The sequence below is a fragment of the Paraburkholderia dinghuensis genome, assembly GCF_003837865.1.
Classification (GTDB): domain Bacteria; phylum Pseudomonadota; class Gammaproteobacteria; order Burkholderiales; family Burkholderiaceae; genus Paraburkholderia; species Paraburkholderia dinghuensis.
The window spans coordinates 1-24,498 of sequence record NZ_RQIS01000006.1 but is presented as its reverse complement, the minus strand read 5'-3'; the positions used below and the strand labels follow the sequence as shown (position 1 = coordinate 24,498).

Sequence of the window (24,498 nt, the reverse complement as noted above, 5' to 3'; positions counted from 1 at the left end):
GATTTCCCGATCGTCTGCAAAGCCGCGACCGGCGCGCATACCCGTCGACCGGGCACGCGCCGTGCCGCTTCGCGCGGCGTAATGCGAGGTGTCATGCGGCGAGGCGCGCGTCCCGGCGGTACCGTGCGTCGCCGGGGCGCCCCCTGCAGATTCTCGCGTTTCACGTTAATCTGTGCGCCTGGATTGCAGCCCGTCGTGCAGGGCGCGCAACGGAATATTAATGGGGAGCGCAATGACGCAGTCACTCAAGATCGATTTTGTTTCCGATATCGCATGCCCGTGGTGTGCGATCGGCCTTTCGTCGCTTCAACTCGCGCTGCAGCGTCTCGGCGATTCCGTCGATGCGCAGATCGTGATTCATCCGTTCGAGCTGAATCCGCAGATGGGGCCGGGCGGCGAGGCTGTGGTCGATTATGTCCGCAGGAAATACGGGCGCACGCCCGAGCAGCTTGCCGAGACCCAGTCGATGATCCACGAGCGTGGCGCGGAAGTGGGCTTCGACTTTGGGCCGCGCACCCGCGTCTACAACACGTTCGATGCGCACCGTTTGCTGCACTGGGCCGGCCTCGCGGACAAGCAGTTGTCGCTGAAGCTGGCGTTGTTGCGGGCCTACCACTCGGAGGGCAAGGACCCGAGCGATCGCAGCGTACTGGTGGAAGCGGCGCAGTCGGTCGGACTCGACGGTGAAGAGGCGCGCAAGGTGCTCGACAGCGGAGCCTATGGCGACGAGGTTCGCGCGCAGGTGCAGGAATTTCAGGCAATGGGCATCAACTCAGTGCCGTCGATCATTTTCAACGAGCGCTTTCTGGTGACCGGCGGGCAACCGGTGGAAGCCTTCGAAGACGCAATCCGGCAGATTCTCGCGCAGGCGTGATGTCGAAGGACGCTCCTGTGCGCGCGCCGGGCATTTGATTTACGCGGCGCGCGCGTCGATCCGCACCTCGTTCGCCTGGCGATGCAGCCAGCGAATCATGTCCGAGTGCTTGACGACGCCCACCAGCCGCTGGCCGTCGTCGAGCACCGGGACTGACGAGATGGCGTGATCGGTGAAGACGTGCACGAGGCCCGCGAGCGGCGTCGCCTGATGGACGGCATGAACGCTCGCCTTCATCACCGCCTCGACCGTTTCTTCGACTCGCGCGGATTCGCGCTTCACGACAGCCCGCAACCTGCGGGCGAGCCGGGCGAAAAACGATGCGGGGGCATCGGCGAGATCACCGTGCGTCACCATGCCGACGAACCGGTCCATCGCATCGACCACATGCAATGCCGCCACGCCCTCGCGGTGGAGCAGTTCGCGCGCGGCCTTTCGATGCATCGTCGACGGCACGGCCGGCACGTCCGTGCTCATCACATCCTCGCAAGTCATTGCATCGAATGCATTCGCGAAGCCGGCAGCCGCGACTTCGAATCGCGACTCGCCGGTCTGCGCCGAACCTGCCGCCGACTGCGGCGCGGCATGCGCAACGGCACGCGGGTAACGGTGGCCCGTCAACGCGTGATACGAAATCGCTACACTTAGCAATGCGAATGACTGAAACATCACCGGCTCGATCACGAATCGCCAACCCAGCGCATGAACGCCCGGGCCGCCGAGCACGGCAGTCAGCGCGACCGCGCCTGAAGGAGGATGAACGCAACGGCACGCGTACATGGCGGCGATCGCTAGCGCGACCGCCAAAGACGCAGCCGTCCCGGGGTCGGCAATCCACCGCGCGCAGGCCACGCCGATCAACGCCGAAACGCAGTTTCCGCCGAGTATCGACCAGGGTTGCGCAAGGGGGCTCTCGAATGCCCCGAACAGCAGCACCGCCGACGCACCCATCGGCGCGATGAGCATCGGAATGTCGCCTGCCGGGCCGAACACGAAGCGCGTAGCCAGTGCCGCGAAGGCAATCCCGAGGGTCGAACCGGTGCAACGACGGACCCGTTCGCGCCAGAGCGGCGCACCAGGATGCGGTGCGAAATTCGTGAGCCAGGCAACGATCGGGGACGGTGACATGGACGTGGCAGCACGAAGTCGTGCGATTCGTGAGGTGCTGCCAGCTTAGCGAGATGCGACAAATATCAACAATTGATATTTGTCTGCTTGTCCATAATGTATCGCCTATACATCTTTAAATCCGGTGGCGCGTCACGCGCGGCCGCTCAACGTTGCGTGAATCCTTCGTCCGAGATGAGGCCAAGCAGCACGGACGTAAATGCCGACGCGGCCAGCGTCGTATAGGCGTTGCGTCGGGCAAGCAGCGCCACGGTCCGTTCCGGCAGCCCCGGTGACACGGCCAGGCTAACGAGCCCTTCGTGCTCCTGCATCACGGCGGAAGGCAGGATCGACGCCAGCTCGCCTTGCTTCACGAGCTTGAGCACGGTGCCCAACGTGTTCGCCTGCACCATGACCGGCGGCCGGATCTGATGCGCGCGGAACCATGCATCGGCGAACTGGCGCACGACGAAATCCGGGCTGAGCAGCGTCATGGGGATTGCGCCGAGGTCGGCAGCCGGAATGGGTCCACGCCGGCTCGCGAGCACATGTCCCTTCGACACCAGCAACGCGATGCGCTCCTGAAATAGCGGCGTCGCATGAATCTCATCCGAGCGCACATCGGTAAAACCGATGCCGAGATCGAGTTCGTCGCGTGCGAGCGCGCTCTCGATTTCTTCTTGCGATTTCGCCGCGAGTTCGATTGCGACAGCCGGATGCGCCGCGCGAAACCGGCGCAATGCGGGATCGATCAGATATTCGGCGAAGGTCGGCGTATAGGCGAGGCGCAAGAGACCGCGAGTCAGGTCGCGCACGTCGTGCAGTGCGCGGCGACCCGCGTCGAGATGCGCGAGCGCCTGCTTTGCGTGATCGACGTACGCGCGGCCGAAATCGGTGAGACTTACCGTGCGGCCGCTGCGGTCGAACAACTGCCCGCCCAGTTCACCCTCGAGCTGCCTGATCTGCTGCGATAACGCGGGCTGCGAAACATGCAGCACCTCGGCGGCACGCGTGAAATTCTTCAGATCTGCGACGGTTAGCACGTATCGAAGCGGACGCAGCATCAAGCTCCGTTCCTCCATAAGGCTCCCTTATCACGACGATTGCAATATCGTCTTGGACACCCGCAATCGGGATGCACACAATGGAATCGTATCGATGCCGGGCGAAGACGCGGCAGGCATGCTCGCCCTTTCCTGCGTGCCACCATTCTACAAGCGGGGAAACGTATGTTTGAAGCGTTTATCATGTGCATGGTCGCGGCTTTCGCCGGGATTTGCGGGACCTTTTTAATTGGTGTTCTGCTAACGGATACGGCGATTGAACGATCCGGCCTCGCCGGACGATTCGCTGGGCTCGTCGCCGAAGAACCGCAACTCCCGCGCTCACACGCGCGCAGCCGCGCCAGCACCACTACGCGGCGCGGACACTCCACGCGCCGGATGCAGTGCTGGTTCGAAGGCCGGGAGCACCCGTTGGACTTCGCTTACGCCGGCGCGGGCTCCTCCTCCGGCGCGGTCACGACCAACACGTTGCACGACACGCGATCGAGCAGCAGTCGATCATCCCGCCCCTCCCACCAACGGGCGAACACACCCCGCCGGTGATGGCCGAGCACCACGAGATCCGGCTTTAACGTATCGCAATAGCGGGCAATCTCGTCGATCGGCCGCCCCACGACGAAGTGCCCCTCCGCGACGAGCCCCATCGCGGTCAACCGCTCTACGCCCTCGCGCAGGATCTCGCGAGCGGTCTCTTCCGCCGAATCGAGCGGCACGGCAAACGCAACGTCCGCCATCGCCCATTGCTGCGGCGCCGCATCGAGCACCGCGAGCAAGTGCGTTTCCGCCTGGCAGTCCAGCGCGAGATGCGCCCCTTCGCGCAGCGCACGGCGCCCTTCCCGCGTGGCGTCGTAGCACAGCAAAACACGGCTGAACGTAGCCATTTCTCCCTCCGCTCTGTTCTCGCCGCGTGCTGCTCTCGCAGCCGGCAGCGCATGTCACCGACCCGTATGTCGCGATTATAGCTTTTATATCACGTCGTGATATAGTTGAAACATGGACGCCGCTGCGATCATCGTGTGATCAGGGAGGCCGTATGCTTATCAACAGTGGATTCGAGATCACTTATGTTCTCGTCGCATTCGCGTTGCTCGGCGCGATCCTGATCGGCACGCTCATCACCGCGATGCATCTCGAGCAGTGGCATCCAAGACTAGTGGGAGCAGCCGTCGGCGCACTACTGGGGTTCGTACTGATCGAAACGCTGCCGATGTTGACCTGACGCATTTTCTAGGGCCATTGGACTCGACGTCGGATCGACACGTCGCGCGCGCAAGGGCTGACCGCCCACGCGCCGCACCAGCGTGCGCGACACGGCCGTGCCGATTCGCTAGACTCGTGTTGCAGAAGGGACGGCACCCAGCGCCATCCCCTCGCCAATTCATGGAACCCGATCAAGCCGCTGCAACCCGCGAGCGTCCGGTGCGCGTCTGGGATTTCCCGACGAGGCTTTTTCATTGGCTAACCGTCGCGCTGGTTTTTGGCGCCTGGGCCACCGATCGGCTCAACTGGTCGAACCTGCATGTACGCCTCGGCGAAACGCTGCTGGCACTTGTGTTGTTCCGGCTGATGTGGGGCTGCGTCGGCAGCGAAACGGCGCGCTTTCGCAGCTTCGTTGCGTCACCCGCAGCGGCGCTACGCCATCTGCGGCATCTCTTTCGGCGCGAGCCGGATGTCGAGGTCGGGCACAATCCGGCGGGCGGCTGGATGGTCCTCCTGTTGCTCGCGCTGCTGCTGGCCGAGACGCTGAGCGGCCTCTACCTCAATAACGACATCGCCAACGAAGGCCCGCTGAGCGAAATCGTTCCCGCGTCCATCGCAAACGCGATATCGGCAGTGCACAGCTATGGCTGGTACGTGCTGCTTGGCGCGGTTGTACTGCACTTGTGCGCCATCGCCACCTACGCGATCGCGAAGGGGCACAACCTGTTGCGCCCGATGATCACCGGCCTCAAACGGCTGCCGTCGACCATTGCGGCTCCAGCCCGCGCTTCGCTCTGGCTCGCTGCGCTGTTGCTGGCGTTCGCGGTAGCGATTGTGGTGCTGCTTGCCGTGTATCTTTAAACATCGCGTTGCAGCCACGCATTTCAGCCGAAAGGCTCCTCTTGAGCGGGTCCGCCCGTCCGTTCACGCCTCGCTCGACATTTTTTGGAGTAGTCGAGCCAGGCGCGGAGAAAATCAAATGAACTCGCCCGCCGCCGGACGCACCTCGAATGGCGCATCCGGCGGCGAAAAGAAACTTAGTGCGAGGACAGCAGCATCACCGCGTGACTCGAGCCCGTCTGCGCGGCGATGTCGTGCGCGGTCATCCCGCGGTTGTCGCGCATCGAAGGATCCGCGCCACGATCAAGCAGCAGCTTGATCGTGTCCGCCTGATCGTAGCCCGCTGCCCACATCAACGCGGTCAGGTCGTTCTTGTAGACGCGATTCACACCGACACCCGCGTCCAGCAGGCGCTGGACCACCGCTGTATGGCCCTTGCCTGCCGCATACTCCATCGCGGTCTTGCCCACGCGGTCCGTCGCTGCCGGATCGGCGCCGTGCGCGAGCAGCAGAGCGACGATGTCGTCGTGCCCGCCGTATGCCGCGGCCATCAGCGGCGTGTCGCCTGCCACATCGGCCTGACCGACGTTGGCGCCATGCTCGATCAGCGTCCGCGCCATGCCTGTCACGCCGTTCTTGCACGCGATGATCAGCGACGTATCGCCGATCCGGTTGCGCGAATCGACCACGGCGCCGTTTGCAAGCGCCGCCTGCACGCTCGGCTCATCGCCGCTTCTCGCCGCGGCCAGCAACTGCTGGTTCAACGCGGCATCGGCCGCGATCGCGCTGATCGGCGAGCCCACGCCGACGACACCCGTCATCAGCATCGCCCCCGCCAACATCGCTACAGTCCTTTTCATCACGCTCACTCCCGGTCAAAGTGGCCGCAAGCAGTGCACGCGGCGTTTTGTTCACGTCGTTACTGGAGACTGGAAACATAGGCAGCCAGGTTCTGGATGTCCTCGTCGGACAGCCCTTTCGTCACGCTGGTCATGTTGCCGGCGTCGTTGGTTCGACGGTGCGCGCGGAAGTCCTCCAGTTGCTTGACGATGTATTGATCGTATTGGCCCGCCACGCGCGGAATCTCGTTCTGCCCGGCAAAGCCGCCGAGATGGCACATTGTGCAGAGCACCTCAGCCGCCTTGCTACGGCCCGCATCGATCTTCGCCTGGCTTACGCTCGACGGCACACGTACAGGCACAGGCCGCTGGGCGGAGAAATAGTCCGCGACATCCATCATGTCTTCGCGCGAGAGTGTCGACGCAATCGGCGACATGCGCGGGTCGTTGCGGCGCCCCTCCCTGAAATCGCGCAATTCGAGGTAGATGTACCGCGCGGACTGTCCTGCGAGGACCGGATAATCCGGATTCGTGGAATTACCCAACGGTCCGTGACAGGTGACGCAGACCAACTGTGCTTTAGTCTGCCCTGCCGCCGCATCCGCGTGTGCGCCGGCCGGCCACATGCCGGCGCACAGAAGGACTAGCAGCGCGAAAGACCACAGCCCGCCTGCGCGGCGACACAGGCGAGCCGACTCGACGTCAAACACCCAACGCACACTCACGGAAGCGCGAAGACCACGACCGTGTTGCCCCGCTTGAAGTCGAGCTGCGTGTTTCCGCCTGCAGCCACCGCGACGTATTGCTTGCCGTGATCCATGTACGACACCGCTGGCGCATTAACGCCCGCACCGCACTGGAATTCCCAGAGCTTCTTGCCGTTGGATGCATCGAATGCACGGAACAGGCCATTGCCCTCGCCATTGAACACGAGCCCGCCTGCCGTCGCGAGCACGCCGCCGATCAAGGGTTGATCGGTTTTGTACGCCCACGCGATCTTGCCGGTGTCGACGTTCACCGCGACCAGCCTGCCCCATTGCTGTTCAGTCGGGATCGTCTTGAACGCACCGCCGAGCCATAGCTTGCTGCCGCCCGGATATGCGGCCTCCTCGACCTGATAGGTCATCGGCTGGTGCAGGTTCGCGGCATACGCGAGACGCGTCTTCGGCGAGAACGCCATCGGCGACCATTCCACGCCGCCGTTCGCACCCGGCAACATCCGCGCGCCCTCGGCGGTCGGCAGCACCCACATGTTCTCCTGCGGGATCATCGCCTGCGAGAAGCGGATCAGCTTGCCGGTGGCGCGGTCGTGGACATACACGTGCCCGGTCTTGCCGCCTTCGATCACGGCCGGAACCATCTTGCCCGACGCATCGCGAACGTCGACGAGGATCGGCGGACTGGCTGCGTCGAGATCCCATACGTCATGCGGAACGTACTGGTAATGCCACTTGTACTTGCCCGAATCGAGATCGATCGCAACGAGCGAATCCGTGTACAGATTGTCGCCAGGACGGACCGCGCCATACAGGTCCGGCGACGGATTGCCGACCGCGAAAAACACGGTGTGCGTTTTACGGTCGACAGCAGGCGCCATCCATACGCCACCGCCAAGCGTCTTGTAGAAATCGCCGCCTTTGTCGGCGAGCTGTTTTTTCTCGGCGTCAATGTTGCGCTTCAGGTCGCGGCCCGTGGCATCCTTGGTCGCCCACACGCCTTCTTGCCCGGAATCCGGAATCGTGTAGAACGTCCACAGCAGTTTCCCGTCCGCCGCGTTAAACGCTTTGACGAATCCGCGAATCCCGTACTCGCCACCGTTGGTACCGATCAGCACCTTGTCGTCGACGACCGTCGGCGCCATCGTCTCCGAGTAGCCCTGCTCCGGGTCACCGATCTGGCTTTCCCACAGCAGCTTGCCGGTTTTCGCGTCGAGCGCGACGAGCTTCGAATCGAGTGTGCCCATGAACAGGCGATCGCCCGATATCGCTACGCCACGGTTGTTCGGACCGCAGCAGAAAGTCGTGACCGGCCCCATCTTGTGTTTGTAATGCCAGAACTCCTTACCATCCGCCGCGTCCACGGCATACACGTTATTGAACGACGTCGTGATGAACATGATGCCGTTCGAAACGATCGGCGCGGTTTCCATCGATTCGTTGACGGCGGTCTGCACGATGAAAGCCGGCCGCAACTTCGCGACATTCGCCGTATTGATCTGCGTGCCGGGGAAGTAACGCGTCTGGTCGTAGGAGCCGTTCGAGTGAAGCCAGTCGATGGAATTGTGTGCCGCCCCGTCGAGCTGCGCCTGGGTCACAGGCGCAAGCACGTCCGGCATCGGCGCTGCTGTGGTCGTCGCGCCGCCTTGCACTTCATCCGCGCCAAGGGCAACGGACGCCGCAAGCATCAACGCGACGATCGGAATACAGGCGAAAAGGGTACCGCGGGATGAATGCATGAGTGTCTCCTGTTCTTTTGCCCATGATGTTCGTCTCGCGAATGCGACGCCGCCTGCCTCGCCGGAAGCGTCGAATGCGGGATGGCACAACCCTGCCGGATGCGCTCCGAGCAGAGCGCGCACGATTGCAAACCTTTGAATATCGACGTGGTTGGTAAAGCGGTTGAATCAGGACCGGCAGCCGCCCAGCGCGGTCAGGCCGTAGAGGCGGACCTTTTTAGCGTAGGCCACACGGCACTAATATTCCAGACAGTATTGCGCGATTCGTAACGTTGTCTCTACGGGTGCAGTGGCTAGAGCGGCAACGCAATGCGTCGTTGTGTGCGGTACCGAACGCAATTCGACGTCAACGGCAGCCGACCTCACGAACCCGACGGCGAGCGCGGCCATCACACTCCGGCTACGATGCGTCGACACCGCCGCTCAGCGCGATTCGATCGACCCCGCACTGGTCGGCCAGGTGACGATGCCCCACGCGAGCGGCAAGTCGCCGATCTGCTGAAGCGTTTGATAAGTCTGCGCGTCGACCACATAGACGGCGTTCGAGCGGCCGCACGCGAGCAACAGGCGCGCGCCGTCCGGCGTGAAGCTGAAATGCCAGCAACGCTTCCCGACCGGCACATCGGCAAGGTGTGCGTAGTTGTGCGCATCGAACACCTGCAGCGTCGCGTCACGAGCGGCAGCGACGAACAGGCGCTTGCCGGCTGGATCGAACGCAACGCCATAGGGCCCGAGCTTCGTATCGACGGTAGTTACCACGTGGAAGTCGTGAGCGTCGAGCACGACGAACCGGTTCGAAGATTCGAGCGTCACCACGTACTGGCTGCCATCCGGCGACGCCTTGATGCCGCGCGGACGCCCACCTGCGGGGAGCGGCACCGTCCTCAACGGCGCGCCGGTGTTCGCGTCGTACACCGAGAGCGTGTCGTCGCCTTCATTGGTCACGAGCATCGTAGTGCCGTCGCGGGAAAACTCGACACCTTCCGTTTCGTGCCCGCTCTTCACGGAGCGGATCACGCGCCAGGTTTTCTCGTCGATGATGGCGATTTCCGCGGGCAGGGCGTTGTCGTCGTCGTCCGCGCCCGGCTTCCCGCCTGCCTGACCGGGTTCATAGGTCACGTACGCGTACCCGTTGTGCACACGCACATATTCAGGGTTCTTGCCGATCTTCACGCGCTCCACGACCTTGCCGGTCTGCGTGTCGATCACGGCGAGATCGCCGGTATTTTTATTGGCCAGCAGAAGCCGGGTGCCGTCCGCGTTCAGACTCAGTCCGCGCGGGCCATCGGCGCCAACAGGAAAGGTCTTCGCAAGGCTCATCTGATCCAGATCGATCACGCCGACGCCCGCTGTCTCGCTCGTCACGTAGGCGGTCGGCGTGGCGGCATGGGCGCCAGAAACGGCCAATTCAAATGGGGCTGCAAACACGGCTGCAATCGCGATCAACTTCACCGGCTTCCTGATTGGGAATTGTGTCGCCAGCATGTTGTTGTTCTCCGTTCTGGATTCGCGTTTTAGATCGGATTTTTCGTCGGCAAGCGCTGCGCCTCAATGAAAGTAGTTCATCGGGCCGGTTAATACCAGCAGTACACGGAATCGGATGTGCAGCGCAGCACGGTGCACTGCAGTGCTTTAACGGGCATCGGGACCGTCAACGGGTTGCACTGCGGGGGGCGGCGCGGTGGACATTCATGCGCCACCGCGCCGGGACACGGTTTATCAGGGCTTGTCCGGATGCCTTATCGGCATGCTGAAGCGTGGCCGCATCAGCCACCGGATGTGTCGGCCTGCGCTTGTCGCAACGAGACCGATCATGCCGGCCGCGAAGCATGTCCACTTTCGCCGAATGCATGTGCCTCGTCGTATTCCTGCGAAATATCCTTGTTCGTGTAGTCGCCCATACGCCAGGCGGCAAACAGGCTGATCACCGCACACAGCAGGATATACGCCGCGATCGCATAGCCAGACCGGTAGTAGGCATAGAGCGCGGTCGCGATCAACGGTGCGGGTCCGCCAGCGATGACGGAGGCCAGTTGATAGCCAAGCGATGCGCCGCTGTAGCGCATCCGCCCCGTGAACGACTCGGCAATAAAGGCGGCCTGCGGGCCATACACCATCGCGTGCGGTACCAGCGAAAGCACGATGGCCGCGAAAATCCACACAGGATGCCGGGTGTCCATCATGGTGAAATAGACGAAGCCGACCACACCGACGCAAGCTGCGCCGATCATGTACATCCGCTTACGTCCGATCAGATCGGACATGTGGCCGAAGAACGGGATCGTAAAGAACTCCACCACCGCAGCCGCGAGCACGGCCATCAGCAGAAGGTCGCGCGATACACCGAGCGTCGTGACGCCATAGGTGAACACGAAGGCGGTGAAAATGTAGAACGGCGCCTGCTCCGCCATACGGACGAACGCCGAAAGAAGAATGTCTTTCGGCTGGCGGCGTATCACCTCGAGCATCGGTGTCTTCTCGATCTTGCGCTCGGCGAGCAGCTTCGCGAAGACCGGTGTCTCGAGGATATTCAACCGGATATAAAGCCCGATTGCGACGAGGACGATGCTGAGGAAGAACGGCACACGCCACGCCCAGGCCAAAAAATGGCCGCCGGAGAATTCGCTCGTCGCGAGCACCGCAAGGTTCGCAAGGAACAGCCCCGCCGGTACGCCGAACTGCGGCCAGGAAGCGACAAAACCGCGATGCTTGTTGGTTCGCGCCCATTCCATCGACATCAACACTGAACCACCCCACTCGCCGCCGACACCGACACCCTGGATGAAACGCAGCACGGTGAGCAGGACGGCACCCCAAATCCCGATCGTCGCGTACGTCGGAACGAAAGCCACGGCAAACGTGGCGAGGCCCATCAATAGCAGCGTCACGATCAGCGTGGCCTTGCGGCCGACTCGATCGCCATAGTGGCCGAAAATAGCGGCGCCAACCGGTCGCGCGACAAAGCCGACGGCGTAGATCAGAAAGGCCTGCAGCGTACCAACGAGCGGGTCTGATTGAGGGAAATACAACTTCGCAAAGACGAGGCCCGTCACGATGCTGTAGAGAAAGAAGTCGTACCATTCGATCGTCGTGCCGATCGTGCTGGCAACTACTGCGCGGCGCAACTGGCGTTGGGCTTCTTCCTCCGACAGGCGGGCCGTTCCGGCTCCTGATAGGTCGGCAGCCATTTCGCACCTCCAGAACAAGGGCGATACATTTATCGACAACTCTCACGGCGAGCGGCTCCGGCAATTCACGAAAGTGTGTCGAATTGCCGGTGTGATGATCTCGCCGGAACAAGCGGAAGCGATTTTCTACTTGCTCTCCGCCAAGAACCCGATTCGGCAACCGGGCGAAACTTGATTTCGTTCTGTCCTTCGCGTCTCCTCGTATGGTGTTATGAATAAGTATGGATACCAGATGTTTTCTAGCATACGCCTCTACTCAGCCGTGTCGTTATTACCCTCCGCACATTCGGAATTTTTTCCGGCAATGCATCGACGGCACGTAAGAACCGGTCACGTTCGTTATTTAGGTATGCGTTAGAAACGCCCGTAGCACGGACGAACCGCTCTTCGCTGCAGTTTTCCCTCTTACGTTCGGCAGCAATTTGTGTGCCGCGATTTTCACTGCGCCGCACAATTTCTGGTCAACTACGAAAGAAAGATTCCGCGTTTATCCTGTGAACGGCCCTAACCCTCGCACGCCCCCTACTCCACAAGGAGCCGCCCCATGCCTCAAACCACCGCCGAAAAACGCTCGACGTTCCGCGCGCTTCACGACTCCGGTTGTTTCATGCTGCCCAATCCATGGGACGCCGGCAGCGCCCGCTATCTGCAGGGCCTCGGCTTCAAGGCGCTCGCCACCACCAGCGCAGGCTTCGCGTGGTCCACGGGCCACGCCGACAACGCCGTCACCCGCGAGTCGGTTCTCGCCCATTTGCGCGCCATCGTGTGTGCGACGGATCTGCCAGTGAACGCCGACTTCGAAAATGGCTTCGGCGCGGACCCCGAAGCGCTCGCGCAAAGCGTGGGCCTGGCGGTCGAAACGGGCATTGCGGGTCTCTCCGTCGAGGACTCGACCGGCGACAAGTCGGCGCCGCTGTTCCCGATCGAAGTGGCGGTCGAACGAATCAAGGCCGCGCGCCACGCGATCGACGCGCACGGCGGCGACACGGTTCTCGTCGCGCGCGCGGAGAATTTTTTCGCAGGCAAGCCCGATCTCGACGATGCAATCCGGCGTCTCGTCGCCTACGCGGACGCAGGCGCCGATTGCCTTTACGCCCCCGGCATCCAGACGCGTGAGCAGATTTCGGCTGTGGTGGCCGCCGTCGCACCGAAACCGGTCAACGTGCTCGTGGGCTGGGTATCGACACTGACGCTCGCGGATCTCGCGGCGCTCGGCGTGCGACGCGTGAGCGTGGGCGGCGCGTTGGCGCGCGCCGCGTGGGGCGGATTCATGCGTGCTGCCCAGTCGCTGGCCGAAGGCCGCTTCGATGGCTTTGAGGGCGCCGCAGCAGGCGCGCAGATCAACGAGCTTTTCAGCGCCGGCCAATAACACGACTCGGCACGACCTCGCGCGCCGCGCCGCGGCAAGCGTCACGGTGACAGCACAAGGCGCGGGTCCTGGAGGCGATGAGCGGTCCGGTTAGCGCCGCTCCGCTGTCGCGCCGATCTTATCTCGCCCGCGCAAGACGGCCCCGCGAAGGCGCCGACCAAAACCTGGTCGACATGTGAAGTAAAACTTTGAAGTTAACCTTCACATCTCCTACAATGCGGCCATGACCCGCCGCAACGTCCCGACCGAAGCCGACCTTTCCGCCCAGCTCGCCAGCGAAATTCGAGCCCTGATGGGCAAGATCCGACGCCGCCTTCGTGAGCAAGCGAACCCCGGCGAGTTCACGCCATCACAAATCGCGGTACTTGTCCGCCTCGAACGCGAGGGATCGGGCACCGTATCGAGTCTCGCGCGCGCCGAGGGCATGCGTCCGCAATCGATGGGCGCGGTGATCGCGCAGCTTGACGGCGCGGGCCTGCTGAGCGGCGCGCCCGATCCGGACGACGGTCGCCAGACCCTCTGGTCGCTCACCGACGCGTGCGCCAAGTGGTTACGCGAAGGCCGGGCGAAGCGCCAGGACTGGCTCTCGCGCACGATCGAGGCACGCCTGAACGAGGACGAACAGCGGGAACTCGCGGCTGCGCTGGACCTGCTTCAGCGACTCGTCGACGACTGACACAGGACCCCGCATGAGCACATCGTCGGCCGGCGTCTTTCGTTCGCTGCGCAGCTTCAACTACCGCGTGTGGGCGACCGGCGCGATCGTGTCGAACATCGGCACGTGGATGCAGCGCACGGCGCAGGACTGGCTCGTCCTCACGGGGCTCACGCACCACAGTGCGGCTGCGGTGGGCATCGTCATGGGGCTGCAGTTCGGTCCGCAGTTGCTGTTCCTGCCGTGGTCCGGCTACGCCGCCGATCATTTCAACCAGCGCAAGCTGCTCATGACCACGCAGGCCACGCTCGGCGCACTCGCGCTCGTTCTCGGCGTGTTGACCGTCACGGGAGTCGTGCAGTTGTGGCACGTCTACGTGTTCGCGTTCCTGTTCGGCTGCACGGCAGCATTCGACGCGCCGGTGCGCCAGACTTTCGTCTCCGAACTGGTCGCAGACGGCGACCTGTCGAACGCCGTCGCCCTCAACTCCACCTCGTTCAACGCAGCGCGCATGATCGGCCCTGCCGTGGCCGGCGTCGTGATTGCGTCGGTGGGCGTGGGGTGGGCGTTCCTGCTCAACGGCCTGTCGTTCGTCGCCGTGCTGATCTCGCTCACACGCCTGCGCGCCCAGGAACTCCGCGTGCGCGAGCGCGCCCATCCCGCGCGCGGCAACATGACGGCGGGTCTTCGCTACGTGTGGTCGCGTCCCGACCTCAAGGCGATTGTCATCATGCTCGCGCTGATCGGCACGTTCGGCCTTAACTTTCCGATCTTCATTTCGACGATGGCCGTACGCGTCTTTCACACCGATGCCAGCGGCTACGGCCTGCTCTCCTCGCTGATGGCGGTCGGCACCGTGACCGGCGCGCTCTTCGGCGCGCGGCGCAGCATGCCGCGCTTCAGCTCGCTCCTCACGGGCTCCATTGTGTTCGGCGCAGGCTGCGCGCTTGCAGCAGTCGCGCCCGGTTACGCGTGGTTCGGCGCGGCGCTTGTGCTCATCGGCATCGCGGCGCTGACGCTCACGACGACGACCAACAGCCTCATGCAGCTCTCGACGGAGCCTGCGATGCGCGGACGCGTGCTGGCGATCCGCCTCGGGGTGGCGCTCGGCGGCACGCCCATCGGCGCGCCGATCGTCGGCTGGATCGCCGATCATTGCGGCCCGCGCTGGGCGCTCGCCGTGGGCGCCGCTTCGGGGTTCGCCGCAGCGTTCGTGGCCATCCGCGCGATGCGGCGCGATGCGCATCTTCACACCGGCGAACTGCCGGGTACCGAAGGCAAGCGCGACGCCCTGTGACGCGGGTTCATGCCTCGTGGCAGACGGGCCAAAGCGCCGAAAGGCCCGAGCATTCGAAGACGAGCGCTATTGCACGCAACCCTACGGGTCGTGTCCCGTGATTGCGTTCGTCAACACAGCGCACCGCTACGCCGCGTGCACGTCGATTACTTTGAATGAATTCGCAGGCAAACCGCTCCTGATGCGCGAGCCCGGTTCGACCATGCGGCGCGCGCTCGAAGACGCGCGGAAGGGCGCAGGTCTTACCGCCCGCGCAGCAATGGAAATCGGGAGCCGCGAAGCGTTACGTGAAGTCGTCGCGCACGGGCATGCGAGTTGCGCCAGCCGACAACGTGAATGGCTTCATCGCGAGGCTCGGAAACACCATGACATCGAAGTTGATGCGAGGCAGCGCAGCAGGCCTGGTTCTGCTTGCTTTCTCCACTTTGTTCGCTTCAGCGTATGCCGAGCCCGTTGGCACGGGGCCGCTCAGCATCACCGGGTCGCTCGACGTTCGCGGGCCGTTAACCGTCGATGGCTCATTGACGGTCGCCGGTGACGTCGACGCCCACGGGCCGATCACGGCGGCTTCAATTGAACGGATTTACGCGGGCGATCCTGCTGCAAGCAGGCACTGGGGAGAAAACACGTTTTATGGCCCGCTGACCGTGCACGGCCCACTGATCGTGCATGGCGATCTGGTAGTGCATGGCCCTATCAACGTCGGCGGCGCAGCCGTTGCCGTCGGGCGCGTGAATGCCGAGGGTCCGATTACTGAGCGCCGCTGAATGCGCGTCGCGAGAGATCGCTGCAGGTGTGCAACATTCGGTGCGTTGCTGACCTTGTAAGCCCGTCGAATCCTGATCCTATGCGCAACCTATTCCGTCGTCGCAGCGTCCGTTGGGTGGTGGTGCATCATCATGCCAGGATCGCGCTCCATCATCGCATCGTGGCCGTGATCGGATACCTGGGCATCGAACCACGCGTGCAGTGCAGCGACAAGGCGAGGCTCATCCGTGCGATAGACGATTTCGCCTCCATCGGGCAAGTCGCGATAGTCAATCTTCAGTTCGCCCGGCTGCGCGGTACGCAGCGCAGCCAATCCCGGCATGTCTTTGCCGTGGATCTGCTCCGGGGCCTCGAAATCGCCTGCCGAGAATTGTCGGGCGATTACGGCCAAATGCTCGCGAATCAGCGCAGCCTGCTTCGGATCGTGATGCTTCGTGACGACTTGCTGGACTCCGCCATCGGCCATCTTTGTAAAGATGTGGGTGGTCGCCGCAAGGGTGAATGGCATCACGCGCGCCCCGCGTTGCGCAACATCCCTTTCGTGTACCGTCACTTCGGCAATTGCCAGCGGCGAAAGAACGGTGGCACCGAGCAAAACGGCAGTCGATGCCGCAATCACGTTGGCTGAACGACGTCTCACGGATCACTCCAATCTAAAGAACGCGCGAAATCTGGCGGCAGTAATCTGTCGACGGGATTGCGCCTGCCTGAGTACCCCCTGGCATTCCTGTCGAGCTTCAGCCCAATAGCAGTTGGCGTGAATCCCAACCCCGCCTCGAACACGGAACATTCAGGCGATCAAATCGACATCAACCGTGACTCGATTCCGGCCGGCATTTTTCGAACGGTACAAGCTCGCGTCCGCCAGATTGAGCAGGGCCGCGATGCTCATTTCCGACATTTTTCCGCTGGAGACACCGAAGCTCGATGTAAACCGGATTCGCTCACCGTTGAAGTTGATTTCCAGATCCATCATGTCAAGCCGAAGTCTTTCGGAAAACACACGAGCGTCTTCTACGGCAGTGTCTGTGAGCACGACGACGAACTCTTCGCCCCCTAGTCGCGCAGCCAGGTCGCTACGGCGAACGCTCGAAGCCAGAAGGTCAGCGACGGTCCTGAGTACGGCATCGCCGGCATCATGGCCCCATTTGTCGTTGATACTCTTGAAGTTGTCTATATCAATCATGACGAGCGATAGAGGTCTCTCGGAGTGCTTCGACAACTGCGCCAACTCGCCGGAAACTTCATGAAAAGCCAGTCGGTTGGCCAGGCCAGTAAGGGCATCCATACGCGCCTGGCGTTCTGCCGCGTCCTTCAACTTCTCCAGTTCTATCGTTCTCGCCTTTACCTCGGTCTCGAGGTGTTGTCGCGATCGTTGTACCGCCTCCGCCATTTCCGAAAATTGCTGAAAAAGTTCTCGCATTTCGCGGACCGGCATCGCCTCCGCATGCATGTTGACCTTTTCACCGGCTGCCACTTTTGACATGGCGGTACGCATTTGCGTCAGGGGCTGGAATACCGACCTCCGAAGAATCCAGTACCAGCAGGTCAGCAATAGCAGCATCGCCACGAGCAAGGTCGTGGTTACACGTTCCAGGCTAGACCCGGGAAGCAATTTTGAAAGATCGAGTATTGTCACTTCGACCCAGCCAATGTCGCGCAGTGCGGCCAGGCCTATCAAAAACTTCCGGCCTCCGATGTGTACCGGTACTATTTCGAAGCTGGTTGCACCGGAAAGTACGCGGTCCATTCTCTCTCGAATCTCGCGCGCCTCATTGGGCGAAGCTACCCACGAAAATATCGTCTTTTCCCTTGCCGGTTCATGCGTGAGCGAAGCGAAGTCGATACGCGTCAAGTCACGACTAATCTGGATTGCGCCGTCCTTGTCGACCAACAGGCTGTCTACCCCGTCGCCACCAGATAGATCGCGGTCGCCAATAAAATTGACAAGATTGAATCCCGTGCCGCCAATCGCCAGCACGTCGTTTCCGCTTTTGTCGCGAATCTGCAGATTGAGCCAGACATTCGTAACGCCAAGGTGAGCATCCGTATCGACATTTACCTGGACGTCACGGGATTGTCGAAGCAGTGTGAAAAACCACTGGTCCCTCGGGAAGTTCTTGTCGAGCGTATAGCGCAACTCCTTTCCCGCGAAGTCTCCGGCTTGATTGTTGTAGTAATAGCCGCCGCCTTTGGACATTGCCATAAACCACGAATGATCGCGGAAGCGACGCCTGTAAGCTTCCATCGTCACTAATGCCGTACGCTTCTTGTTCTCGTTATCTGGATCAGCGGCCCAGTCCACAATTTCCGGCGCGCGCGCCATTTCCTTCGCGATGCTCAGGTCGTGCGCAATCGGTTCCAATACTTGTGTCTGGTAATGACGTACCTGGTGCTCAGCAAATCGCCTGCCCCAGTCCTCCATTACCTCGATCAACATGCTTCTGGTCATCCAGATCGCGGCCACCGCTGTCGCAGCGAACACCAGCAAAGTCAGAAGAGTTATTTTGAATTTAAGGCCCATAGCATGACTCGGCGTCAATCATTTCACGGCATCGTCAGGTCCGTTTGACCCTGCGGACCGGCTCCCCTGCTTTTCGCTTTCCGTAGCCACGCGTTTTACAGACGTATGCTTTGGCTGCCGGACAATGAGCCAGTCTTGCAGCAATTGAGTCGGAGATGGCTTGTTAAAAAATGGCATAGCTCTGGAGGCAATTTCTATGGCGTACGGCTGTCTGGCATAAATGCGTGAAAAATCAACGATGTGATGTTCATCGTCCGTGATCCGGGACGGGTTCATGCAGCTTCTCGCACGGTGAACGACGGCGCCTGAACATACGAACGTCGGCTTCACTTTTTATCGGTCTCGTTCAATGCCTTGCAGAGAAACTCAAGGGCGGGTCCGGCAGGCATCGGTTTGCTGAGCAGATAGCCCTGTATCTGGTCGCAACCGAGGCGCTCCAGTTCATCAGCCTGACCTGCCGATTCAACCCCCTCCGCGATGACCGCCAGGCCAAGCTTGTGCGCCATGGCAATCGTCGCCTCGACGATTGCCATGTCGTCCGGGTCGGATATCACGTTATCGACAAAGCTCTTGTCGATCTTGAGCTTGTCCGCGGCGAGATGCTTCAGGTAGGAAAGCGAGGAATATCCGGTACCGAAATCATCGATCGACAGAAGAACACCGACGTCCTTTAATTGACGGACGATCTTTTCGGGCTCGCTGGAAGCACTCATCAACACGCTCTCAGTGATTTCCAGCTCCAGATTCCCGGGAGGAAGGCCGCTCTGCGCCAGCAGCCGCACGAGCTTGTCCTGAAAGTCGGGACACGCCAGTTGAATCGCCGAAATATTTACGGCCATCACAAGGTTCGACAAGGCAGGGTGGGCGCTTCGCCACTCGGCCAACTGTGTGACGGCTCGCTGCAATATCCAGTCGCCCAAAGGAATAATGAGGCCCGATTCCTCGGCAAGGCCGATAAATTCCGCGGGAGAAATCTGCCCTTCCTCCGCGTGATTCCATCGCACGAGTGCCTCCACCCCAACCAGTCGGCCGGTATTCAGCGCCTGCTGCGGCTGGTAGTGCAATTCGAAGCTTTGCTCCTCGATGGCCTGGCGCATTTCGACCGGTCGTTTGATCCGCTTCAGTTGCCGCGCATTCATTTCCTGCTCATAGAAGAGCAAATCGGAGATGGCGGATTTATGCGCCAGGTTCAACGCCATGCCGGCGCTCTGAAGCAGATCGTCGGCTGAGCGGCCGTCTTCCGGAAAGAAGCTGACCCCGAAGCACATCTTGATGGTCACGGAAAGACCACCGATATCGATCGGCTCCCGCTCAACGGCCTGAATGTTCTCGACCAGACGAATAGCCTGAATAGCGTCGCGAACTGCCGGAAACGCACCGGCAAAATTGCCGTCCCCAACGCGCGCCAGAATGCCTGCGTTGCCGACAACGCGCTGAAGGCGCTGCCCTGCGAGCCTGCTCACGTCGACACTGTGCGCGAGCCCATGTGCCCCGACGATATGGTCGAACTCCCGGATCTGCAGGCGGATCACCGCGATCCTTGCGTGCTGCCTTGTAGCGTCATCCAGCAGCGAGGCGAGCGATGCTTCGAACGATCGGAGATTGGGCAAGCCGGTCAATACGTCAATGCGGGCCACCTGGCCCGCCATCGTGTCAAAGGCGCCGGCCAGCTGCCCGATTTCGTGTGAGGAGTGCGAAAGGCCGGTGCGAGCATTCAGGTCCCCGCCGGCAATGCGGCGCGCAGCCTGAACTACGGCCTCGATCGGACGAACCAGGAGATGATATCCGCCGAACCACGCCAGGAAAAAGGACGCGAGCACCAGCACACCGACAAGCTCAAGCGCCGACTGGAACTGGTTATTTGCCTTCGCGGTGGCGATTTCCTTGGGAAAACCCTGCCAGAGATAGATGGTGTCGTTATTCGTTTTTGCGAACGGGACAAAGGTGTAGATTTTCGGTATTCCATCGTGAGTCTCGCGAGCCGACGCTTCGGCCGTACCATCGCCATTCAGCGCCAACAGCTTCTTGAAGCCAGGGAAGCCGCTGGCGTCCCTGCCGATCCATTTATTCGGGTCAGGTTGGTGCGCCAGCACGATGCCCTTTGACGTAACGAGGGACCGAAATACTCCATTGGATGGGGTGGCATCTTTCAAGGTCTGGCTCACCCAGCCCAAATCAAGCGCGACGACGAGCACACCACCGATTTCCCCGTTGGCATTCAGATACCGGCGTGCGAACGGAAGGACCCAGCGTCCCGACATACGACCGAACACCGGTTCTCCGGCAACCACGCTCGGGGTTTTAAATGCGCTCAGGTAATACGCTCTATCTCGAACGCTCACTGGCGAAGTGGTGAGGCGCGCTTCGCAGATAACCCTGCCGTTCAGATCGGCAAAAAAAACGTTTGCGAGGTACTCATCGTCGCGAATATACGCCTGCAACTTTGATGCGCAAGCCGGATCCGCGGCCAGTCTGGATGCGTTCAGACTGGCGGTCATGAACTCCAGAAAGCTTTCCGTGCGGCGTACGGCGTCGCCCTGCTGCTCCGCGATCAATCTCGCCTGGGCCTGCAACCCGTCAACAATGTAATGGGTATCCGAACGCCTGCGCTCCAATGCCTGGTAAACGTCAGTGACCACCAGAATCGCAAAAACGGCAGCAAGCAGCAGCAGCAATCGTGCTCTTAAAGAACCGAAGGCCATTTTCCCCGTCTCCACGTTTTTATCTGTTTATCGCTTTGGGCTTCTCGGGATGTGGAGTTCGAGATGCCCACGCCGATGCAATCGGCGCCTGCTTTTAGCTACACATCTTATCCCAGCGTCGATTCCCCGTGGAAAAATGTCTTCCGTCCGTATGAAACACTGGCAGGCCGCAGGCGTGCGGGAGCAACTGCATCGGGCGATGCTTCGCCGGTTGCGTGAGGATGATCAGATTGACCGGGAACGGGCGACTCTTGATGTCACCGCTGTCGCCGCGCACACGGACACGGTTGCCCGCGTCCGTGTGTGCGTCGGCATCAGGTCGCCGGTGCGGTCAGCGACGTGTTGTACGTGGTGCCCGCGATCACCACGTTGCTCAACTTGATGCCGCTCACATTGCTCACGAAGACCGGACCCGGCGCAGACTGCGCAGACGTCGAAGGTGTCGTCGGAAACGCGCCGGTGCACACCGGGTTGCCGAGATTGCAGTTCGAGATCGTGACGCCGCTGATCGGACTCACGGTCGGCACTGGCACCGGACCGTTATAGTCGACTCCCTCGGGACCCTGCATGACGAGCGCCTGGAAGCACGAGTTCGACCCGGCGACGAAGCCCGAAGGCATCGAGTACGACACCGGGCCCGACACGTTGCTCGCGTTCACGTTCGTGATGTTGATGTTGCTGATCACCGACGGACTCCAGCGCACCGCATCGCCGGACGGGCTGTAATCGCAGTCGAACGTGATCAATCCACCCTGCCCGGTCGAAGGATTCGGCGCGAGGCCGGTCGTTCCCGAACCGGCAATCTTGTACTGCGAGCCCTGCGAACCCAGCGAGCCGCCGCCGTACTTCCCCGCCAGATTCACGCCGTTGGCCAGCGTCACGCCGTTGATCCAGACGTTGTTGATGAACCCGCCGCGATTCATGTTGGACTTGAACCGCAGCGCGATATTCAGCGGATTCGTCGCCCAATTCTCGTTTTCCATCGTCAGATTGCGCGCGTAGACATTCTGCACGCCCGCGCTCATTTCACTGCCGATCGTGAGACCGCCGTGGCCGCTTTGCATCGTGCAGTTCTGCACGACGATGTTCTGCATCGGACCATATTCAGTGTCGAGATACTTGCCGGACTTCATCGCGATACAGTCGTCACCGGTATTGAACTGAACGTTCTGCACCAGCACGTAGTTGCACGCGTCCGGATCGAAACCGTCGTTGTTCGGCCCGACGCTGTCGGCGAATACGCCGTCGATCACCACATTCGTGCAATCGGTCGGGTGGTGCTGCCAGAACGGCGTGTTCTGCGTGTGGTAGTTCTGCAGGAGCACGTTCGTGCACCCGATGAGCTCGATCATGCACGGACGCAGAAAGTGTCCGTTGCCGAAGATGCGGTCCTGGAACGGCACGCGCAGTTCGGACAGCGCAGGCAGATAGTTCTGGTCCTGATTCCAGCCCGTGCCCGTGAGCAGCGTCATTAGCGAAGTCGTCACACCGTACTGGTTCGTAAAGGAAACGTTTGCCTGCGGATTCTGAATCAGCGATGCGGGGAGGCTTGTGAGTGGGACGTTGTTCGGATTCACAAAAGCCTGCGACGGCGTCGACGATCCCGCACATCCGTACGTATTGCTGCTTCCCTTGTAGGTCCACCAGCACGAGGTCGGCGGCTGTTTGCTCAACTGCATCGGCGTCATCGCCTGACCGTTCAGCACGCAGGTGTTGTCGTCGGCGGTAAGGGCAATGTTGGTCTGGCCGAACGCATAGATCGGCGAGCCGAAATTCAGGCAATCGTTTGCCTGCCAGCGCGTGTGATACAGATTGCCGTTCGGCGTCGTGTACGGGCCGCTCTTCGCGTAGTCCGCCGGGTTCGGGCTGAAATAGATCGTACAGCCCGATGACAGATGGAAATTCACATGGCTCAGGAGCACGATCGGTCCACCGCAATACCAGTTGCCGGCCGGCACCACCACGCGGCCGCCGCCAGCGCGACTCGCGTCGACGATCGCGGCATTGAACGCGGCGCACGAGTCGTACTGCGTGCCCGTGTACTCGCACGGCACCATCACGTTCGAGCCTGGGCTTTGCCGGTCGTTAGCCGGAAAATTGGTCGCTTCCGTCCCGTTCACCCATGGAATGGTGCCGCCCGGCCACGCGGTCGACGCAAGCAACGCTGAGGCTGGAAGTGGGCGCGCCCCGTAGCTCGTTACGTGAAACTCGCCGGTGTGGGCGAACATCGAGGGATTGACGTGCGCAAGTTTCTTCAGGATGGCCGCGGCCTGTCCGTCCGGGCCCCAGATCGGGTCGCCGCCGGGATGTGCCGAAGGTTGGCCTCCAGCGGAAGGCGTAATTGAAAGCATTGAGTCTGCTGCCGCTGCCGCGCGGCTGGCCCCCAGAAGGGTTGCGCCTGCGGACACACCGGCAAAGGCCATGAAAGCGCGCCGGCCGGGGGAAGCTGGCACATCGGTGAAGGATCTGGTTAACGGGGGATCGTCTTTGTCATGCGTTTCCATTTGATTCGTTCTCCTATTTTGCATCACTGAGAAGGTAATCGAACGACAACGGCCGTGGGGCCGCGTGGCGACGCTAGTGCCAACGGAAGATACGCAGTTACAGCGAAGAGATCGATCAGAAGCGGCTGGCTCGATCACCCGAGATATTGTTGTCTGACGACATCGAGATCGTCAATCACATTTATCCTGGTGATGTCCCTTGCCACCAATAGATACAAGGAGCTTACGGCGTGGAAAATTTGTCAGACACCATGGGCAATCCTTGCGGCGGTGCGCTCGCGACCGCCGCCGTGCGAACGGTCTTCATGTAGCGCTTACATTTCGTCGGGTTTCGGCGCCGCACTGTGCAAACCGTCGACGAAGCTGAGCTTCTCGCATGGCTCACGCGCAGCGTCGTCCTTAGTACGCGGTCGGTCAGGTCCTGCAGGATGAACGGGAGCCGCTTGCCGCTGTCACTCGACTTGATGAGCTCAGCAAAGGTTTCGAGCCATGTCGCGAAGCCGTCCACACGCGGCGACGCAGACGTTATCAGACCCGAACGCGACGGTGCAGGCCCGGCGGCAGACAGGCGCGGGGAGCCCTGCCTCGCGGTGGCTCCCTGCTGGAACCCATTCGATTTCACGGATGGGTCCGGTGTTTCATATCGTAGTCACGTGAGCGCAAAACTGGTCGATGCCGCAAGGCGGAATGGACCGGCCAGCCATTCGTAGACACCTTTGAGCCATAATTTCTGGCAATCGAAGGGGTCTATATGAGCAGCAAGCGGTACACGGATGAATTCAAGATTGAGGCAGTCAAGCAGGTGAGCGAGCGCGGTCATTCGGTGGCGGATGTGGCGCAGAGGTTGGGCGTCACGACCCACAGCCTGTATGCCTGGAAGATGAAGTTCGGGAAGCCGGACGTCGTGCAGCAGGCTGAGCTTAACCAGAACGCCGAGATACGGCGGCTGAAGGCAGAACTCAAGCGCGTGACCGAGGAGCGTGACATTCTAAAAAAAGCCGCGGTAGGTTCAATGAGTCGCTGAAACAGCCTCGCGTAGTTTATCGGCCGGAGACATGAAGCCCAATGTCTTTCTGGGCCTTTCATTGAGTCGCGCCGCGATTTTGTTCAGT

20 protein-coding genes and 1 pseudogene are annotated in these 24,498 nt (G+C 61.5%); 9 read left to right on the top strand and 12 right to left on the bottom strand.

The window, feature by feature from the left end:
- Positions 1 to 232 precede the first annotated feature (232 nt).
- The gene (locus tag D1Y85_RS09555) at positions 233 to 874 is read left to right on the top strand and encodes a DsbA family oxidoreductase (protein ID WP_124150815.1); all 642 of its coding nucleotides are present in this window, start codon (positions 233 to 235) and stop codon (positions 872 to 874) included.
- Positions 875 to 913: 39 nt separating this feature from the next.
- Here D1Y85_RS09555 and D1Y85_RS09550 read toward each other — a convergent pair whose 3' ends face one another.
- From D1Y85_RS09550 to D1Y85_RS09540, 3 genes are all read right to left on the bottom strand, one after another.
- Positions 914 to 2,002 carry an HPP family protein gene (locus D1Y85_RS09550; RefSeq protein ID WP_124150814.1) on the bottom strand — a complete coding sequence of 363 codons (1,089 nt, stop codon included), beginning with the start codon at positions 2,000 to 2,002 and terminating at the stop codon, positions 914 to 916.
- 146 nt (positions 2,003 to 2,148) lie between these two features.
- Positions 2,149 to 3,045, bottom strand: coding sequence for a transcriptional regulator CynR (gene cynR / locus D1Y85_RS09545; protein ID WP_246024844.1), 897 nt, complete (start codon positions 3,043 to 3,045; stop codon positions 2,149 to 2,151).
- Positions 3,046 to 3,467: 422 nt separating this feature from the next.
- Entirely contained in the window at positions 3,468 to 3,926 is a 459-nt protein-coding gene (locus D1Y85_RS09540; RefSeq protein ID WP_124150812.1) for a universal stress protein, read from the bottom strand.
- 152 nt (positions 3,927 to 4,078) lie between these two features.
- Between D1Y85_RS09540 and D1Y85_RS09535 the strand changes: the two genes are divergently transcribed.
- Together D1Y85_RS09535 and D1Y85_RS09530 are read left to right on the top strand one after the other, a co-directional pair.
- A complete protein-coding gene (locus D1Y85_RS09535) occupies positions 4,079 to 4,264 on the top strand; it encodes a hypothetical protein (RefSeq protein WP_124150811.1) in 186 nt (61 codons plus the stop codon).
- 161 nt (positions 4,265 to 4,425) lie between these two features.
- Positions 4,426 to 5,106: a cytochrome b/b6 domain-containing protein gene (locus D1Y85_RS09530; RefSeq protein WP_124150810.1), complete on the top strand. Its 681-nt coding sequence runs from the start codon at positions 4,426 to 4,428 to the stop codon at positions 5,104 to 5,106.
- A gap of 176 nt (positions 5,107 to 5,282) precedes the next feature.
- On the opposite strand, the gene D1Y85_RS09525 is transcribed toward D1Y85_RS09530, so the two are convergent.
- From D1Y85_RS09525 to D1Y85_RS09505, 5 genes are all read right to left on the bottom strand, one after another.
- The gene (locus D1Y85_RS09525; RefSeq protein WP_124150809.1) at positions 5,283 to 5,945 is read right to left on the bottom strand and encodes an ankyrin repeat domain-containing protein; all 663 of its coding nucleotides are present in this window, start codon (positions 5,943 to 5,945) and stop codon (positions 5,283 to 5,285) included.
- Between the two features lie 59 nt (positions 5,946 to 6,004).
- Positions 6,005 to 6,550: a c-type cytochrome gene (locus tag D1Y85_RS09520; protein ID WP_124151039.1), complete on the bottom strand. Its 546-nt coding sequence runs from the start codon at positions 6,548 to 6,550 to the stop codon at positions 6,005 to 6,007.
- A gap of 95 nt (positions 6,551 to 6,645) precedes the next feature.
- On the bottom strand, positions 6,646 to 8,328 hold the full coding sequence (locus D1Y85_RS09515; protein ID WP_246024865.1) for a pyrroloquinoline quinone-dependent dehydrogenase: 1,683 nt from the start codon (positions 8,326 to 8,328) through the stop codon (positions 6,646 to 6,648).
- A 474-nt stretch (positions 8,329 to 8,802) separates the two neighbouring features.
- Positions 8,803 to 9,864 carry a beta-propeller fold lactonase family protein gene (locus D1Y85_RS09510; RefSeq protein WP_124150807.1) on the bottom strand — a complete coding sequence of 354 codons (1,062 nt, stop codon included), beginning with the start codon at positions 9,862 to 9,864 and terminating at the stop codon, positions 8,803 to 8,805.
- Positions 9,865 to 10,190: 326 nt separating this feature from the next.
- Complete coding sequence (locus D1Y85_RS09505; RefSeq protein ID WP_124150806.1) at positions 10,191 to 11,567, bottom strand: MFS transporter; 1,377 nt, start codon at positions 11,565 to 11,567, stop codon at positions 10,191 to 10,193.
- A gap of 544 nt (positions 11,568 to 12,111) precedes the next feature.
- Here D1Y85_RS09505 and D1Y85_RS09500 point away from each other — a divergent pair.
- The 5 genes from D1Y85_RS09500 (at position 12,112) to D1Y85_RS09480 (ending at position 15,655) form a co-directional block, all read left to right on the top strand.
- Entirely contained in the window at positions 12,112 to 12,936 is an 825-nt protein-coding gene (locus tag D1Y85_RS09500; RefSeq protein ID WP_124150805.1) for an isocitrate lyase/PEP mutase family protein, read from the top strand.
- Between the two features lie 223 nt (positions 12,937 to 13,159).
- Positions 13,160 to 13,612 (top strand): MarR family winged helix-turn-helix transcriptional regulator, encoded by a 453-nt coding sequence (locus D1Y85_RS09495; RefSeq protein ID WP_124150804.1) that lies wholly within the window; start codon positions 13,160 to 13,162, stop codon positions 13,610 to 13,612.
- Positions 13,613 to 13,625: 13 nt separating this feature from the next.
- A complete protein-coding gene (locus tag D1Y85_RS09490; protein ID WP_124150803.1) occupies positions 13,626 to 14,888 on the top strand; it encodes an MFS transporter in 1,263 nt (420 codons plus the stop codon).
- Positions 14,830 to 15,426: a LysR substrate-binding domain-containing protein gene (locus D1Y85_RS27490; RefSeq protein ID WP_246024843.1), complete on the top strand. Its 597-nt coding sequence runs from the start codon at positions 14,830 to 14,832 to the stop codon at positions 15,424 to 15,426. The genes D1Y85_RS09490 and D1Y85_RS27490 overlap by 59 nt, the downstream gene beginning before the upstream one ends.
- Positions 15,314 to 15,655 carry a hypothetical protein gene (locus tag D1Y85_RS09480; RefSeq protein ID WP_246024842.1) on the top strand — a complete coding sequence of 114 codons (342 nt, stop codon included), beginning with the start codon at positions 15,314 to 15,316 and terminating at the stop codon, positions 15,653 to 15,655. The genes D1Y85_RS27490 and D1Y85_RS09480 overlap by 113 nt, the downstream gene beginning before the upstream one ends.
- An 89-nt stretch (positions 15,656 to 15,744) precedes the next feature.
- Here the strand turns inward: D1Y85_RS09480 and D1Y85_RS09475 are convergent, their stop codons facing one another.
- From D1Y85_RS09475 to D1Y85_RS09460, 4 genes are all read right to left on the bottom strand, one after another.
- Entirely contained in the window at positions 15,745 to 16,296 is a 552-nt protein-coding gene (locus tag D1Y85_RS09475) for an aspartate carbamoyltransferase (RefSeq protein ID WP_124150801.1), read from the bottom strand.
- A gap of 150 nt (positions 16,297 to 16,446) precedes the next feature.
- The gene (locus D1Y85_RS09470; RefSeq protein ID WP_124150800.1) at positions 16,447 to 18,180 is read right to left on the bottom strand and encodes a GGDEF domain-containing protein; all 1,734 of its coding nucleotides are present in this window, start codon (positions 18,178 to 18,180) and stop codon (positions 16,447 to 16,449) included.
- A gap of 326 nt (positions 18,181 to 18,506) precedes the next feature.
- The gene (locus D1Y85_RS09465; RefSeq protein WP_124150799.1) at positions 18,507 to 20,882 is read right to left on the bottom strand and encodes a bifunctional diguanylate cyclase/phosphodiesterase; all 2,376 of its coding nucleotides are present in this window, start codon (positions 20,880 to 20,882) and stop codon (positions 18,507 to 18,509) included.
- Positions 20,883 to 21,196: 314 nt separating this feature from the next.
- Entirely contained in the window at positions 21,197 to 23,305 is a 2,109-nt protein-coding gene (locus D1Y85_RS09460) for a glycoside hydrolase family 28 protein (RefSeq protein ID WP_124150798.1), read from the bottom strand.
- An 832-nt stretch (positions 23,306 to 24,137) separates the two neighbouring features.
- Here D1Y85_RS09460 and D1Y85_RS09455 point away from each other — a divergent pair.
- A pseudogene (locus D1Y85_RS09455) lies at positions 24,138 to 24,386 on the top strand (transposase); the annotation flags it as partial.
- Positions 24,387 to 24,498 lie beyond the last annotated feature (112 nt).